The organism is Sphingomonas sp. Leaf32 (assembly GCF_001421765.1).
Lineage (GTDB): Bacteria > Pseudomonadota > Alphaproteobacteria > Sphingomonadales > Sphingomonadaceae > Sphingomonas.
The window spans coordinates 323,688-339,488 of the sequence record NZ_LMLA01000007.1 but is presented as its reverse complement, the minus strand read 5'-3'; the positions used below and the strand labels follow the sequence as shown (position 1 = coordinate 339,488).

The following is a 15,801-nucleotide window of genomic DNA, read 5'->3' as shown; positions in this document are numbered from 1 at the left end:
CGGTTCGCTTCTCGCCCTGTTTGCACCGAACGTCATACCAGCGAAGGGTAGGATCGCTTGGGGCTGGCACGCAGCAGGAGCCGCCTGTGGCCCCAGCCTTCGCTAGGGCGACGATTCCGTGTGGTTGGATCAGAACCTATGGCGGGTCGACATTCACATCCTTTCCGTCACCCCGGACTTGTTCCGGGGTCGACGGCGCGGCAATCGGTGCGGCGTGAGCCTCTATCGACCGCGACTGCGGCTCGGTGGACCCCGGAACAAGTCCGGGGTGACGATGTCCGGTGAATGTCGATTGGCCCTAGAGCCGTTTCCGACCAAGTTGAACCGCCGTCATCGCCCTTCGGGCGCCTGCTTCGCAGCGGGGCGCTTTCGATCCGGGGCGGCGTTGCTCGTCGGTCACGATGCTTCAGCATCGCTCCCTCCTCCCGCCTTGCCTCGAACCGAAATCACCGCCGTGTCGGTGATCCAACCTGATCGGAAACCACTCTAGCAGGAATGCGCTACCATGAGGCTGCGTGCATTAGCGGCGGGGCGGCCATTGCGACAGGCTAAATACCCTACCCGCGTCAGGTTCGAAAATGATCGGAGTTGATCGGCCTTGCGCCGGTGCGGGACCATCGTCCCGGGTCCGCTATCGGCACCGCAAAACGGCGGCCCGATCGGACTTCCCGTCAAGGCGGGCCTGATACCCGCCCTTGACCGGAAATGGTGCGGTCGAGAAGACTCGAACTTCCACGGCCTTTCGGCCACAACGACCTCAACGTTGCGCGTCTACCAGTTCCGCCACGACCGCACGTGAACACCTTGGGGTCGCCCCCTTGGCTGGCAGGAGGGTGCCCCTAGCAGCGCACCGGCGGTCGTGCAAATGCTTTTATGCGTTATCGTCCGCGCGCGGCGGCGCGGGCGATCGCGATGGCTTCGGCGGCGGTCATCACGTCGCCAAGGCCGCTGCCCGACAGCGCGGCGCGTTCGGCATCGCGCACCCGTTCCAGCGCGCGGGCGAGGCGCGGGGCATCCCAACGGCGCAGCGCCTGCGCCGTCGCGGCCTGTTCCTTGAAGAACACGCGGTGGCGCTCCATCACCCGGTCGACGCTGTCGCCGTCATCGATATCGGCGCGCATCTCCGCCAGCGACAAGAGCCGCCGGGCGACGCCCCGCAGCAGCGGGATCGGCCCGCCGGGCACTTCGGCCAGCGCGGCGGCGGCGGCATCGCCCGCGATCATCGCGCTGACGATGCCGTTCATTTCGGCATCGGCGATGGAAGCCCCGATCGCGTCGAACGCTTCCCCATCGGCATCGCGCGGCCGATCGGGCGAGGCGTCGAGATACAGCGCCAGCTTTTCGATCTCGCTGGCCAGTACCGCGCGGTCGCCCGCCGTCACCGCCGCCAGCCGATCGGGCACGTCGCCCAGCAATCGCAGGCCGTGGTCGCGCGCCATCGCCACCGCCAGCTTCGCCGCCTGCGCCGCATCGGGCACGTAACAGGCGACCGCGACGGCGTTCAGTGAGGCGGTCACCAGCTTCACCAGCTTCGACGTGCCCTTGACCGTCGGCGCGATCGCCGCGACCGGATTGCCGGCCCGCTCGGCGGCGAGCAGCAGCGTCACCGCCTCGACCGATTCCTCGCCCATGCCCGTCACGCGGATGAAGCGCGCATCGCCGAACAGCGACATGGAGGCGGCTTCGTCCGCCAGCACGCCCGGACGGCCCTTCAGCATCGCGCCGTCCATATCGACGCGCTCGGCCCCCTCGCCCACACCCTTGGCAAGGCGGCCGGCCAGCGCCAGTGCGCCGGCCGTGTCGGGGCCGTGGAACAAATAGAAGCGAATATCGGGGCCGGGCCGGTCGAGCTTGGCCGCGACCTGCTCGGGCCGGAGCTTCACGAGCCCGACTTGGGAAGGTTCAGCGCGATCCGGGTCACGATCTGATCGGCGACGATCACCGACAGGCGTTCGAGCGCGGTGCGTTCCGCCGCGATGGTCGCATATTCGGATCGCACCACGTCGATGCCGGCATCCGACCCCGCCGTCGCGTCGATCGTGACCGCGCCGTTCGACAGGTCGATCAACTGATAGCGCGCGCGCAGCGTCCGCCGTTCGCGCGTAATCGAATCGTCGCGCCGCACGCCAAGGCCGGTGATGTCGTCGTCGAGCTTGATCTCCAACCGGTAGCGTGCCGGCCCCTCGGCGCGCAGCCGGTCGCGCAGCGCGTTGGCGACCAGCCAGCCATTCTGGCCCGCAATCGGCGCGACCTCGACCCCCGACAGCGTTTGGCGGACCACCCCGCCCTCACCGCCGGCATAGAGCGGACGCAGACCACAGCCGCCGAGCAGCAGTGCGGTAGCGAGGATGGCGGCGCGGATCATGCGACGATGTTCACGAGGCGGTCGGGCACGACGATGATCTTGCGCGGGGCCTTGCCCTCCAGCGCACGCACGATCTTCTCGCTCGCCAGCGCGGCGGCCTCGGCATCCTCCTTGGCAATGCCCTTGGGCAAGACGATGGTGTCGCGCAGCTTGCCGTTGACCTGCACCGCGATGGTCGATTCGGCCTCGACCAGCATCGCTGCGTCGACCAGCGGCCATGCGGCATCGGCGATCAGGCCGGGACGACCCAGTTGCGACCATGCCTCTTCCGCGAGATGCGGGATCATCGGGCTGACCAGCAGCAGCAGCGCGTCGATGTCGGCGTCCGACATGCCCTTGGCCTTCTCCGCCTCGCCCAGCAATGTGTAGAGCTTGGCCACCGCCTTGTTGAATTGCAGCCCGGTGATATCGTCGGCGACGCCGGCGATGGTACGGTGGATGGCACGGGTCAGCGCATCCGGGCTGGTGCCGCCGGCTACGTGCGCCGCGACCAGCTTCCACACCCGCTTGACGAAGCGTTCGGCGCCTTCGATGCCGGCCTCGCTCCACGGCAGGTCGCGTTCGGGCGGGCTGTCGGACAGCATGAACCAGCGCGCGGCGTCAGCACCGTAGCGATCGAGAATCGGTTCGGGATCGACCGTATTCTTCTTCGACTTCGACATTTTTTCGATGCGGCCGACGGTGATCGCATCGCCGGTCGCTGTCTCGGTGCCGTCGGTCACTTCCGACGGGGCAAGCCAGCGACCATCGGCCGACTTGTACGTCTCGTGCGTGACCATGCCCTGCGTGAACAGGCCGGCGAACGGCTCCTTCAGGTCGATCAGCCCGACATGGTTGAGCGCGCGGGTCCAGAAGCGGGCGTAGAGCAGGTGGAGGATCGCATGTTCGACCCCCCCGATATATTGCCCGACCGGCAGCCAGCTTTCCGCCACCGCACGGTCGAACGGTTTGTCATCGGGCTGGCTGGCGAAACGGATGAAATACCACGACGAATCGACGAAGGTGTCGAGCGTGTCGGTTTCGCGCCGCGCCGGCTTGCCGCAGGCTGGGCAGTCGACAGCTTTCCACGTCGGATGGCGGTCGAGCGGGTTGCCGGGGATGTCGAACGACACGTCCTCGGGCAGCTTGACCGGCAACTGGTCGGTCGGGACCGGCACCACGCCGCAATCGTCGCAATGGACGATCGGGATCGGCGTGCCCCAGTAACGCTGGCGCGACACGCCCCAGTCGCGCAGGCGCCATACGGTCGTGCCCTTGCCCCAGCCGCCGGATTCGGACCGGTCGATCACCGCACGCTTTGCGGCGGCGACGTCCATGTCGTTCAGGAAGTCGGAGTTCACCAGCCGGCCGGGACCGGTATAGGCTTCGTTGCCCTCGAACACCGGATCGGCGTTCTCGCCATCCGCGACGACGCGGCGGACCTCGAGGCCGTATTTCCGCGCGAAGTCGAGGTCGCGCTGGTCATGCGCCGGCACGCCCATCACCGCGCCGGTGCCATAGTCCATCAGCACGAAGTTCGCGATATAGACCGGCAGTTCGATCGCGGCATCGAAGGGATGCTGCATCCGATGGCCGGTATCGAAGCCCAGCTTTTCCGCCGTCTCCAGCTCGGCAGCGGTGGTGCCCCCCTGCTTGCACAGATCGATGAACGCCGCGACGTCCGCGTTACCCTCGGCCAGCGCGCGCGCGATCGGATGATCGGAGGCGATCGCGACGAAGCTCGCGCCGAAGATGGTGTCGGGGCGGGTCGAATAGACTTCGATCCGCTGATCGAACGGGGCGACCGGCGCGAAGGAGAATTGCAGCCCCTCCGACTTGCCGATCCAGTTTTCCTGCATCAGCCGGACCTTGTCGGGCCACTGGTCGAGCGTCCCCAGCCCGTCGAGCAGGTCGTCGGCGAAGTCGGTGATCTTCAGGAACCACTGCGACAGCTTGCGCTTCTCGACCAGCGCGCCCGACCGCCAGCCGCGGCCGTCGATCACCTGTTCGTTGGCCAGCACGGTCATGTCGACCGGATCCCAGTTGACCGCCGATTCCTTGCGATAGACCAGGCCGCCCTTGAGCAGTTCGAGGAACAGCGCCTGTTCGTGCCCGTAATATTCCGGATCGCAGGTGGCGAACTCGCGCGACCAGTCGAAGGCGAGGCCGAGCCGCTTCAACTGCGCCTTCATCGCCGCGATATTGGCATAGGTCCAGGTGCCGGGATGGACCTTCTTTTCCATCGCCGCATTTTCGGCCGGCATCCCGAAGGCGTCCCAGCCCATCGGATGCAGCACCTCATGCCCCGTCATCCGCAGGAAGCGCGCCAGCACGTCGCCCATCGTATAGTTGCGGACGTGCCCCATATGGATGCGCCCCGACGGATAGGGAAACATCTCCAGCACATAGCGCTTCGGCTTGGACGAATGGTCGTCGGCGACGAAGGTGCGCGCCGAATCCCATGCGGCCTGCCAGCGGGCATCGGCATCGGCCGGCGAAAAACGCGGGGTCATGGTCGTCGGATCAGCCCGTGATGGCACCGCGGCGCAGGTCGCGCGCACGGGTCAGGATGATGTCTTCCAGCTTCTGCACCGTGGCGGCGGCGACCGGGGCCTCGACCCATTGGCCGCCCTGGTTGACCTGTCGGATTTGCGCCACGCGCAGCGCGTCGGCGCGCAGGTCCTGGTCGAGGATCGTGACGGTCACCTTGGTCCGCTCGGTCGGCGTGGCCGGATTGACGTACCAGTCGGTGACGATGACGCCGCCGTTCGAATCGGTCTGCGCCATCGGCATGAACGACAGCGTGTCGAGGCTGGCGCGCCACAGATAGCTGTTCACGCCGATCGTCGTCACCTTCGACGCGGCAAGGTCGCCCGATACGCGCCCCTTGCCCCCGCTGCACGCGGCCATCGGCAAAGCAAGCGTTGCCAGCAACGCGATCAGCAGCGGGCGGTTCATCGGCGGTTCCTTGACTACAGGCCAATATGGCAGTTCGGCCCGCTTCTATAGGAGGTGGCGCGGACGCGGCAAGCGGGTTGGTGCGGCGGACACCGAACCGTGCGGAAACGGCACGCTGCCGCGCGCGCCGCGCCATCGATTGCCGTGGTCGGACAAATATGTGTGTTCGGTGCAACACTGGTCGGGAAAGCGACTCCGGCCGGTGGATACAGGCAACCGAATCGTGATAGCGCCATTAGCGGGGAGTGAGGTTTGACATGACGGGTGGCAGGATCATGGTTGGCATCGGACTGGGGGCGTTGATCGCCGCCGGGCTTGGTGCGTCACCGGCCCTGTTCGCGCAGGAACAGCGCGCGCCGCGTGTCCTGAAGCAGCTCGACATGGGCCGGATGCCCATCGCCGGCTTCGGATCGTTCACGCCGGCGTCGGCCGATCCGCGGCTTGCCGCCGCATTGTCGCGTACCGCACTGAATCCGACCGGTTTCCAGTTCACCCCGTCCGAAGGCGCCGTGATCGGTAGCCGTGCGATCAAGGCCGCCGTTCGCAGCGCCACGATGCAGGCGGAGCGCCCGACCGACCGCGTCGCCGCCGTTACGCCGACGATGACGCTGAACCCGGTCACCTATAATCTGGGTGGATCGGTCGGCGGCAAGCGATTGGCCGCGATCGGCGACCTGACGCGACTCGACATCGGCACGCAGCCGGGCAGCCGGGATCCGATCGGCATCGGCTACGCGCCGCGCAAGTTCAGCACCCGGACCCCGGTGACCGCCGACCATGCGCTGACCGACCAGCCGAAGATGGTGGCCGACACCTCGGGCTATTCGCTGGATGGCGGTGGGTCGTACAAGCTGACCCGCAACCTCGATGTGACAGCCGGGATGCGCTATCGCACCGATCGCGAACGGATGCTCCGCGTCACGCCGGATCGCCGTGAGGGCCAGGCGATCTATGTGGGTACTGCGTTCCGCTTCTGAGTTGGGCGCAGGTCGCCCAGCGGCCGGCTTTCCAGATGGCTCGCAGGGTGTAAGCCCGGTTTCGCCGGACAGTCTCTCATGAAGTTAGTTTTTCGGCTGCGGTAACGCCTCCCGATTACCAAGCGACGTCTCAGATGTCTTAGGCCGATAGACATTCAGCTACTTCCTGTGTCGTTGCTGATCGACGCCTCGAGTCCCTTCGTCACCCCGGACTTGTTCCGGGGTCCACAGCGCGGCAATCGGTACGGTGTGCGCCTCTGGCGACCGCGATTGCGGCCCGGCGGACCCCGGAACAAGTCCGGGGTGACGAAGTGGCATGTGAATGTCGATCGGTCCTAGCCGGTGCTTTTTGCCCTGCACGCCTATGCGATTGGCGAGCGCGGGCCGTTCTTCTACAATCAGCGAATGCAAGCCGAACTGCGATCCTTGTTCAGCACCGATGTCGACGATCTGGCGTCCTACGCGCCGGGCGAGACGTTCTGCCTGACGCTCCGCGCCGTGGTCGGACCCGTGGACCTGCCAGGTGAGGAGTCGTTCGACTTCGAGCTATGCTCGCCCGCATGGCTTGCTGCCGAAGTCGAACGCGAGCATCTGGTTTCGGGCCGGTTCCATCTGTTCATGGTCCGCTTCGATTTTACCGCTGTCGAACGTTACGTTGCCAAGCGGATTGCGCAGGCGACCGGGACCGACTGGCCGGAGATCGCGACCAAGCTGGCTCGATGGTCGCGATGGGAGTTCGAAGACTATGTGGAACTCCCGCCCAAGCGATAGAGCGTTTTCGCGCTCAAGAGGTAATTCAGCGGCGGCATGGGGCGACTTCACCGGCTTCGGAGGCTGCGCGTCACCCCGATCGCGGCGACGACAGGCAAACGGATCAGCATTCAGCGGCCGGTGTCAGTCGTGACGACGGCCAAGCATTGCCGTCACCCCAGCCCTGAGCCGGGAGCCGGCTTTCTGCCGACCGCAGGAGAAGCAGTGGGACCCCGAATCAAGTCCGGGGTGACGATCCTGCGTCTGAAGTGGCTCGCCCCATCGGAGCGGCGTATCAGTGTTCAACCGAATGGACTGCGTCGAATGCCCCAAGCGAATGCGATCGTCGCGGGACGGCTTGCCCAGGTTCACGCTTCCTGGGACGGATGCCTATCGCCACCCCGGACGTGTTTCGGGGTGGCGGAGAAGTTGGAGGCGTCGATCAGCAACGACACCAGGCATAGCTGAAGGTCGATCGGCCCTAAGCCCGCCCCTCAATCATCCTCATCCTCGAACCCGACCAGATCTAGTGCCCGCGCCTTGATCTGGCGGGTCATGCACCAATGGACCAGCGCGTCCTCGCGGCCATGGGTCACCCAGACTTCCTTGGGCGCGATCTCGGTCAGCGTCTGGGTCAGTTCGTCCCAGTCGGCGTGATCGGACAGGATCAGCGGCAGTTCGACACCACGCTGCCGGGCACGCGCGCGCACGCGCATCCAGCCGCTCGCCATCGCGGTGATCGGGTCGGGCAGCCGCCGTGACCAGCGGTCACCCAGCGCGGAGGGCGGCGCGACGATGATCCGTCCCTGCAATTCCGCCTTCGTCGCGCCGGCCACCGGCCGCAATTTGCCCAGATCGACACCCAGTTCGATATAGAGGTCGCACAGGCGCTGCATCGCGCCGTGGAGGTAGATCGGATCGTCGAACCCCATCGCCCGCGCCTCTGCGATCACCCGCTGCGCCTTGCCCAGCGCATAGGCACCGACCAGCACACAGCGTTCCGGCTCCATCCTGAGCGCGGCCAGCAGCTTGCCGATCTCGTCGCGGGTCTCGGGATGGCGGAAAACGGGAAGACCGAACGTCGCCTCGGTCACGAACACGTCGCACGGCACCGGTTGGAACGGGGCACAGGTCGGATCGGGCCGCCGCTTGTAATCGCCCGACACGACCACCCGTTCGCCGGCATGGTCCAGCACGATCTGCGCCGACCCCAGCACATGGCCGGCGGGCACGAACGAGATGTCGTACCCGCCCATCCGGATGCTCTCGCCATAGGCGACCGGCACCCCGTTCTGCGGGCCGTAGCGCGTCGCCATGATCGCCAGCGTTTCGGGCGTCGCCCAGACCTGCCCATGACCGCCGCGCGCATGATCGGCGTGGCCGTGCGTGACGAGCGCGCGCGCGACCGGCTCCGACGGATCGATCCACAGGTCGATCGCCGGCAGGTGAATGCCGCTGGGATGCGGGGTGATCCATCGGGCAAGAGCCATTATAGCGACATGGGACGTGCCCGAGCCGGTGCCAAGGTCATCGAACCGACATATCCGCAGCCTAGGTCGGATCGACATCCACATTCTATTTCGTCACCGCGGACTTGTTCCGGGGACTAGGGCGCGGCAATCGGTGCGGTGCGAGCCTCTATCGACCGCGATCGCGGATCGGTGGACCCCGGAACAGGTCCGGGGTGACGGAGAGGCTGGAAGCATCGATCGGGAACGACACCGGGAGTAGCCGAATGTCGACCGGTCAGAGGAGAAGGGGGTTTCGTATCGATTGCCAGCCCTTGCCGACGCCAGCCCCCTCCCGTGTCCCCCTGTTCGCGGCGGGACTGGCCGCGTTCTGCGTGTATTTCGCGATGTATGCGTTCCGCAAACCGGTGATGGCGGTCGCCTTCGCCGACCAGCAGTCGCTGTGGCATTTGCTGGATTACAAGGCGACGCTCATCATCGCGCAGGCGCTCGGCTATGCCCTGTCGAAGATGATCGGGGTAAAGGTCGTTGCCGAACATCGCAGCGACCGGCGCGCCGGGCTGATCCTGTCGCTGATCGGCGCGGCATGGGTCGCGCTGCTCGGCTTTGCGATACTCCCGGCGCGGTTCGGGCCGCTGTGCCTGTTCCTCAACGGCCTGCCGCTCGGCATGATCTGGGGCCTCGTCTTCCGCTATCTGGAGGGGCGGCGGGTGTCGGAGATGCTGGCCGCGATGCTGACCGCGAGTTTCATCCTGTCGTCGGGCGCGACCAGGACGGCGGGCGCGTTGCTGGTGCAGCACGGTCTGTCGCCGTTCTGGATGCCGGCGGCGACCGGGATATTGTTCGCGCCGCTGCTGGTCGCGGCGCTGGCGGTGCTGGCACGCACCCCGCCGCCCGATGCCGCCGACCGGGCGGCGCGCGGCGAACGGGCGGCGATGGATGGCCCGGCCCGGCGCGGCTATGTCCGCGCCAACGCCCTGCCGCTGGCGATGCTGATCCTCGGCTATACCCTGCTGACCTCCCTGCGCGATTTCCGCGACAATTTCGCCGCGGAAATCTGGGCCGAGCTGGGCAATGGTGCGCCCGCCGCGATGTTTTCGGTCACCGAGGTGCCGGTGACGATCGTCGTGCTGATCGGCATGGCGTTGCTGGCGACGATCCGCAGCAATGTGCGCGCGCTGCTGGCCATCCACGGTGCGATCCTGTTCGGGGCGGTGGTGCTGGGCGGAGCGACCCTGTTGTTCCGGCTGGGCGCGATCGGACCGGTCGCGTGGACGGTGTGGATCGGGATCGGCATCTACAGCGCCTATGCACCGTTCAGCGCGGTGCTGTTCGACCGGATGATGGCGCTGAACCGGTCGCCGGGCAATGCCGGCTTCCTGATCTATCTGGCCGATTCGTTCGGCTATGCCGGCAGCGTCGGGTTGCTGCTGCTGCGCGAACTGTCCGACGACCGCGCGCACTGGCTGGGCTTCTTCACCGCGGCGACGCTGGTGACCGGAATCGTGCTGGCCTGTGGGACGCTGGTTTCCGCATTGTGGTTTGTCCGGCGATATTCGCGACCACATGATGGAAATGCGATGACATCGTGATGATGACAGTCACTTTCCCACAATAGTCACACACACGTCATCAACCGCTGCCAGAGGCGCGTCAGGGCCGGACCACCGGCCGGGACACAAGCGGCCAGGCCGCCGGGGAGACTTTCATGAACTGGATGACGGGTGCGGCGATCATGGCGATCGCGGCGGGGACGACGCACGCCCATGCGCAGACGGCCCCGGCCGATGCGACGACGACCGAGGTGGCCGGCGGCGCCGGGCAGGACGAATCGCGCAGCGGCGGCGAGATCGTCGTCACTGGCAAGGCGACGACCTTTGCGAACACGCAGGTCACGCAGCCGATGATCGAACGCCAGTCGGCGCTGACCAGCGTCAACGACCTCATCAAGGAACTGCCCGGCGTGTTCGTGGCGGAGGGCGATGCGTTCGGTTCGTCCGACTGGGCGACCTCGATCAGCATCCGCGGCTTCAGCTCGGGCGGCGGTGGCGGCCAGCAGATCGGTTCGACCATCGACGGCCTGCCCAATGGCGGGTCGGGCTATGGCGGCGGGTCGCGCGCCAACCGCTATCTCGACGTGCTCGACCTCAAGACCATCATCGTATCGCAGGGCACCGCCGACATCTCGTCACGTTCGAACGAGGCGCTGGGCGGTACGCTCGACTATGTGACCGCCGATCCGCTCGCGGACCAGCGCGTGCGCTTCACGCTGGCCGGCGGCGATTTCGGTGCGCGGAAAATCTATGGCCGCGTCGATACCGGCCGGTTCGCCGGCGACACCCGCGCGTTCGTCAGCGCCTCGACCTCACGCGTCAAGGACTGGATCGGTGGATCGGGCGAGACGCGCCGCGACCATGTCGATGCCAAGTTCGTCAGCCATGTCGACCAGGTGAAGCTGACCGGCTTCGTCAGCTATGACGATGCCGACGAAGCCGAATTCGGGTCGGTCAGCCCCGAAATGTTCGCCAACGACCCGAACCACGATGCCTATACCGACGACTGGACCGGCATTCCCTATATCGATCAGGGCTATCGCTCGACCTCGCGTGCACTGCGCCGCAACCTGTTCGGCTATCTGCGCGCCGAGACCGATCTGGGCGAAGTGAAGCTGTCGGGTGCCGGCTATTATCACCGGATGCGCGGTCGTGGCGACTTCGCGCCCCCCTATCTGGTCGACGTGCGCAACGACGGCACCGGTAATCCGGAGAGTGAATTCACCGGCAGCCAGCCGACGCAGATCGGCGGCGGCAATCTTGGCCGCTATTATTTCGTGACCCCGACGGGTGCGAAGGCGACGTTCCTGACCGGATGTCAGGGCACGGCGCTGGTCCCGGCGGTCTATTCGCCGAGCTGCTATGCCGCGGGTTCGACGCCGGTCATGTCGTACCGCCATACGCATTATGAGAACGACCGGGGCGGCCTGACCGCCGATGCCGCGTGGACGCATGATTTCGGCGGCGTGGAGAACACGCTGCGCGGCGGCCTGTGGTGGGAGCGCGGCCGCGCCAACCAGCTGCGCGACTGGCACAAGATCACCAACGCGCTGGTCGGCCCGGCGTTCGACGGCAAGCCTTATTACCAGCAGTTCAGCACCGACTATGACCTCGACGAGATCATGTATTATGTCGAGGATGCGGTGACGTTCGGCCCGCTGACCGCGCGGTTCGGCGTGAAGCAGTTCTTCCTCGACCAACGTCGCGCCGAGCTGCTGAACGACCGTGCCGTGACGAAGCTCAGCTCGAACAGCCGCCCGCTGATCTCGACCGGCATCGTCTATCACGCGCCGATCGACGGGCTGGAGGCGTTTGCCGGCTATTCGCAGAACTTCGCCGCGATCGGCAATGGCCCCTTGGGCGAACCGCGCGAGGTGATCGCCCGGATCAAGCCGGAAACCGCCAACAACCTGGAAATCGGCGCGCGCTATTCGACGGCCCGCGTCAAGGCGTCGCTGACGGCCTATGACATCAAGTTCAGCAACCGCATCCAGTCGATTTCGGCCAACTTGGTCACCGGCATCGATTATCTGGAGGAACAGGACAGCGTCTATCTGAACGTCGGCGGCATCAAGAGCCGGGGGATCGAGGCTGCGCTCGCCTATCGCGTGACGCAGGGGCTGACTCTGTCGGGCAACTATACCTATAACCACGCCACCTATCTCGGCACCGGCAACGCCGCGCAGGATGCCGATATCGGCGTGACGCCGGGGCGGCAGGTCATCAATTCCCCGCGCAACATGTGGGTCGCCGCCGCCGACTACGCCCATGGCGTTTTCAAGGTCGGCGGCGCGGCGAAGTTCGTCGGCGACCGCTTCATCGGCAGCGACGGAACGGCCACTGCGCCCAGCTTCACCACGGTCGACGCCTATGCCGGGGTCGATCTGGGCGAAGTCAACGCGGTGATGAAGGGGATGTCGCTGACGGTACAGGCGACGAACCTTGCCGATCGCCGCTATCTGGCGGGGGCGGACGGCGGGTCGGCGTTCCTCGGCACGCCGCGCACCGTTACGGCGGCGCTGACGTTCGATTTCTGAGCTACCCCGTCAACACAATCGCGTACACCCGTTTGTGCTGAGTAGGGGCTGAGCTTGTCGAAGACCCGTATCGAAGTACCTGCCCAAAGCGGTCCTTCGATACGCCCCTTCGACAAGCTCAGTGGCTACTCAGGACAACCGGATTGGTTTGGTAACTGGCAATACTGCCGAGCTTTCGGGATATCCCATGGTCGATCTCTCGCGCCGCACGCTCCTGTCCACCGGTGCTGCCCTTGCCGGGGCGGCGGCGTTGCCGGCGGCGATCGCGCGTGCGGCGGCGATCGCGCCCGACCGGCGCACCGGCACCATCGCCGATGTCCAGCATGTCGTGATCCTGGCGCAGGAGAATCGCGGCTTCGACCATTATTTCGGCACGTTGCGCGGGGTGCGGGGCTTTGGCGACCGGCTGCCCATCCCGACGTCCAACGGCACCGTCTGGCAACAGGTCGACCGCACCCTGCCCGGCGGTCCCCGCACGATGTCTCCCTTTCACCTCGACACCCGCCGCCAGTTCGAGCTGATGCGGATGGAGGGCACGCCGCACGCCTGGCCCGATGCGCAGCGCGCCTGGGACGAAGGGCGCATGGCGCATTGGCCCGAAGCGAAGCATCCCCGCGCGATGGGCCATTACCGCCGCGCCGACATCCCCTTCCAGTTCGCGCTGGCCGAGGCGTTCACCATCTGCGACGCCTATCACTGCGCGGTCCAGACCGGGACCAATACCAACCGCCTGTTCCTGTGGACGGGCACCAACGATCCGGCCGGTAGCCATGGCGGCCCCGCCATCGGCAATTCGCACGACGATTTCGTCGAGAAGGGCGGCGCGCCCGATCCCTATCGCTGGACCACCACGGTCGAGCGACTGCAGGCGGCGGGGATCGACTGGCGCATCTATCAGGACATGGACGACAATTTCACCGACAATCCGCTGGCGGGCTTCGCGGCGTTTCGCGACGCCCATGCCGGGCGCGGCGATCCCGTGCTGAAGGACCGCGCGCTGACCACGCGCGGGCCGGAGCAGTTGAAGGCCGATGTGCTCGCCGGTCGCCTGCCGCAAGTATCCTATGTCATCGCCACCGCCGCCGGGTCCGAACATCCGGGGCCATCCAGCCCGGCACAGGGCGCCGACTATATCGCGGGCGTGCTCAACGCGCTGACCGCCGATCCGAAGGTCTGGGCGCGCACCGTGTTGCTGGTGATGTTCGACGAGAATGACGGGTTCTTCGATCATATGCCCCCGCCCGCCCCGCCGTCTCGGGGGCCGGACGGGGCACTGGGCGGAGGATCGACCGTCGATCTGGCCGGCGCGTATCATGACGTGCCGAGCGTCGGGGACAAGGACATCGACCTGCCCGCCTATCGCGGGCGTCCGTACGGCCTCGGCCCGCGCGTGCCGCTCTATGTCGTGTCGCCGTGGAGCCGGGGCGGCTGGGTCAATTCGCAGACCTTCGACCACAGCTCGGTCATCCGCTTCCTCGAAACCCGGTTCGGTTTCCACGAGCCCAATATCGCAGCCTGGCGGCGGGCGGTGTGTGGCGACCTGACCAGCGCGTTCGACTTCGCCGCCAGCGATACCGCAACGCCGCGCCTGCCCAATCCGGGCGAGGATGCCCGCCGTGCCGCCGCGCTGAAAGGGCAGGTCGATCCCCCCGCCCCGCCCGCCGCCGCGCCGTGGCAGGAACCGGGCGTGCGCCGATCGCGCCCGCTGCCCTATCGCCTCGACGTTACCGAGCATGTTGCGGCGGACGGCCTGACCCTGCGCTTTGCCGCCGATGGCGCGGGGGCGGTGTTCCATGTCTATGACCGCCACCGGCGCGACCAGCCGCCGCGCCGCTATGTCGTCGGCGCGGGCGACCGGATCGAGGGGCAGTGGACGTTCGACGCACAGGGGCGCTACGACCTGTGGGTGCTGGGACCGAACGGCTTCCACCGGCATTTCGTCGGCACGCGGGACGACGCCGGGACGCCGGTCGCATGGACCATCGGCAACGCCGGCCTGACTCTCACCCTGCCCGGCACCGGGTTCCGCCTGCGCCGTCTGACCCCCGGCGGCGGCGTGGCGGAGGAGGCGCTGCACGCCGGTCGCCATCGCTGGTCGCTGGAACAGGCGCTCGGCTGGTACGACATGACGCTCACCCAGGCGGCGCATCCCGCCTATCGCCGCCGCATCGCCGGGCGGCACGATCGCGCAGGACGAGCGAGCGTCAGCGATCCCTTCGTCGAAAGCCTGTCCTGATGCCCCTGCCACTGTTCGCGCTGATGCTCGCCGCCGCCACGCCATGGCCCGCCGCCGCACAGGCCGATCTCGACCGCGCCGTCGCGGCGGCGCGCCCCGGCGACTATGCGGTGTTCGACGCCGACGGGACGCTGTGGAGCAGCGACATCGAGGAGGCGGGCATCGCGTTCTTCGAACAGAAAGGCTGGGTGTCGGTCGACCGCCTGCCGCCCGAGCTGCGCCCGATACCGGTCATGGCCGGTGAGAGCCTGTACGGCTATTACCGCCGCCTGTGCGATTTCGACGCGAAACTGTGCCTGCCGTGGAGCGCGCAGGTCTTTGCCGGACAACCGCTGGGCGTCCTCAAGCAGCGGTTCGACGCCCTGCTCGCCCATCGCGGCGGCATCCCCGTCCGCTATATCAGGGATGGCAAGCCGGTCGAGGAGGTGATCGAGGCGCCCCGCGTCTATGCCGCGCAACGCGCGCTGATCGCGGCGCTGACGGCACGCGGCGTGGCGGTCTATATCGTCAGCGCATCGCAGGAGGAGGTGGTGCGCATGGTCGCGTCCGACCCGCGCTATGGCCTGTCGATCCCGCCCGAACAGGTGATCGGCACGTCGATGCTGCTGCGTGATTCCGCCGGCACGATCTCCACCGCGCGGCGTGACATCGCGCGGGGGACGGCGGCGACACCCGGCTATTGGTCTGGGCGTGTCGCGCTTGTCCCCACCACGACATTATGGTCGCCGTCGCCGTGGCAGGAGGGCAAGGTCGCCGCGATCATGGCCTATATCGATCCGGTGCGCCGGCCGATGCTGGTCGCGGGCGACAGCGGCAGCGACTGGGCGATGCTGTTCCATTCGGGTGGCGTGCGGCTGTGGATCGATCACGACGCGCCGACCACGCAGCGGCTGCGCGCGATGCGGGCCGCGCGCGGCGGCGACGGTGCGGCGCGCTGGGTCGAGGTCGACCGGCGCGCGCTGACGCCGGTCGACTGA

The 15,801-nt window shown here is 67.1% G+C and carries 11 protein-coding genes and 1 tRNA gene; 6 read left to right on the top strand and 6 right to left on the bottom strand.

The window, feature by feature from the left end; all coding sequences use genetic code 11:
- Positions 1–706 precede the first annotated feature (706 nt).
- The 5 genes from ASE83_RS09305 to ASE83_RS09285 all read right to left on the bottom strand — a co-directional run bounded on the left by ASE83_RS09305 (position 707) and on the right by ASE83_RS09285 (position 5,302).
- Positions 707–793, bottom strand: a tRNA-Leu gene (locus tag ASE83_RS09305).
- 85 nt (positions 794–878) lie between these two features.
- Positions 879–1,883, bottom strand: coding sequence for a DNA polymerase III subunit delta (gene holA, locus ASE83_RS09300; RefSeq protein ID WP_055788605.1), 1,005 nt, complete (start codon positions 1,881–1,883; stop codon positions 879–881).
- Entirely contained in the window at positions 1,880–2,365 is a 486-nt protein-coding gene (gene lptE / locus ASE83_RS09295; protein ID WP_055788602.1) for an LPS assembly lipoprotein LptE, read from the bottom strand. Before lptE ends, holA begins: the two co-directional genes overlap by 4 nt.
- Positions 2,362–4,857 (bottom strand): leucine--tRNA ligase, encoded by a 2,496-nt coding sequence (gene leuS / locus ASE83_RS09290; RefSeq protein WP_055788599.1) that lies wholly within the window; start codon positions 4,855–4,857, stop codon positions 2,362–2,364. The genes lptE and leuS overlap by 4 nt, the downstream gene beginning before the upstream one ends.
- A 10-nt stretch (positions 4,858–4,867) precedes the next feature.
- Positions 4,868–5,302 (bottom strand): DUF3576 domain-containing protein, encoded by a 435-nt coding sequence (locus ASE83_RS09285; RefSeq protein ID WP_055788597.1) that lies wholly within the window; start codon positions 5,300–5,302, stop codon positions 4,868–4,870.
- Between the two features lie 275 nt (positions 5,303–5,577).
- On the opposite strand from ASE83_RS09285, the gene ASE83_RS09280 reads away from it, so the two are divergent.
- Complete coding sequence (locus tag ASE83_RS09280) at positions 5,578–6,279, top strand: hypothetical protein (RefSeq protein ID WP_055788594.1); 702 nt, start codon at positions 5,578–5,580, stop codon at positions 6,277–6,279.
- Positions 6,280–6,621: 342 nt separating this feature from the next.
- Positions 6,622–7,050, top strand: a complete 429-nt coding sequence (locus ASE83_RS09275; protein WP_055788591.1) for an immunity 8 family protein — start codon at positions 6,622–6,624, stop codon at positions 7,048–7,050.
- Between the two features lie 473 nt (positions 7,051–7,523).
- Here the strand turns inward: ASE83_RS09275 and ASE83_RS09270 are convergent, their stop codons facing one another.
- Positions 7,524–8,519 carry a ligase-associated DNA damage response exonuclease gene (locus ASE83_RS09270; RefSeq protein ID WP_055788589.1) on the bottom strand — a complete coding sequence of 332 codons (996 nt, stop codon included), beginning with the start codon at positions 8,517–8,519 and terminating at the stop codon, positions 7,524–7,526.
- A 353-nt stretch (positions 8,520–8,872) separates the two neighbouring features.
- Between ASE83_RS09270 and ASE83_RS09265 the strand changes: the two genes are divergently transcribed.
- From ASE83_RS09265 to ASE83_RS09250, 4 genes are all read left to right on the top strand, one after another.
- Positions 8,873–10,090 (top strand): DUF5690 family protein, encoded by a 1,218-nt coding sequence (locus tag ASE83_RS09265; RefSeq protein WP_235515980.1) that lies wholly within the window; start codon positions 8,873–8,875, stop codon positions 10,088–10,090.
- A 116-nt stretch (positions 10,091–10,206) separates the two neighbouring features.
- Positions 10,207–12,588, top strand: coding sequence for a TonB-dependent receptor domain-containing protein (locus tag ASE83_RS09260; RefSeq protein WP_055788586.1), 2,382 nt, complete (start codon positions 10,207–10,209; stop codon positions 12,586–12,588).
- A gap of 187 nt (positions 12,589–12,775) precedes the next feature.
- Positions 12,776–14,824 (top strand): phosphocholine-specific phospholipase C, encoded by a 2,049-nt coding sequence (locus ASE83_RS09255; RefSeq protein WP_055788583.1) that lies wholly within the window; start codon positions 12,776–12,778, stop codon positions 14,822–14,824.
- Positions 14,824–15,801, top strand: coding sequence for a haloacid dehalogenase-like hydrolase (locus tag ASE83_RS09250; RefSeq protein ID WP_055788580.1), 978 nt, complete (start codon positions 14,824–14,826; stop codon positions 15,799–15,801). The genes ASE83_RS09255 and ASE83_RS09250 overlap by 1 nt, the downstream gene beginning before the upstream one ends.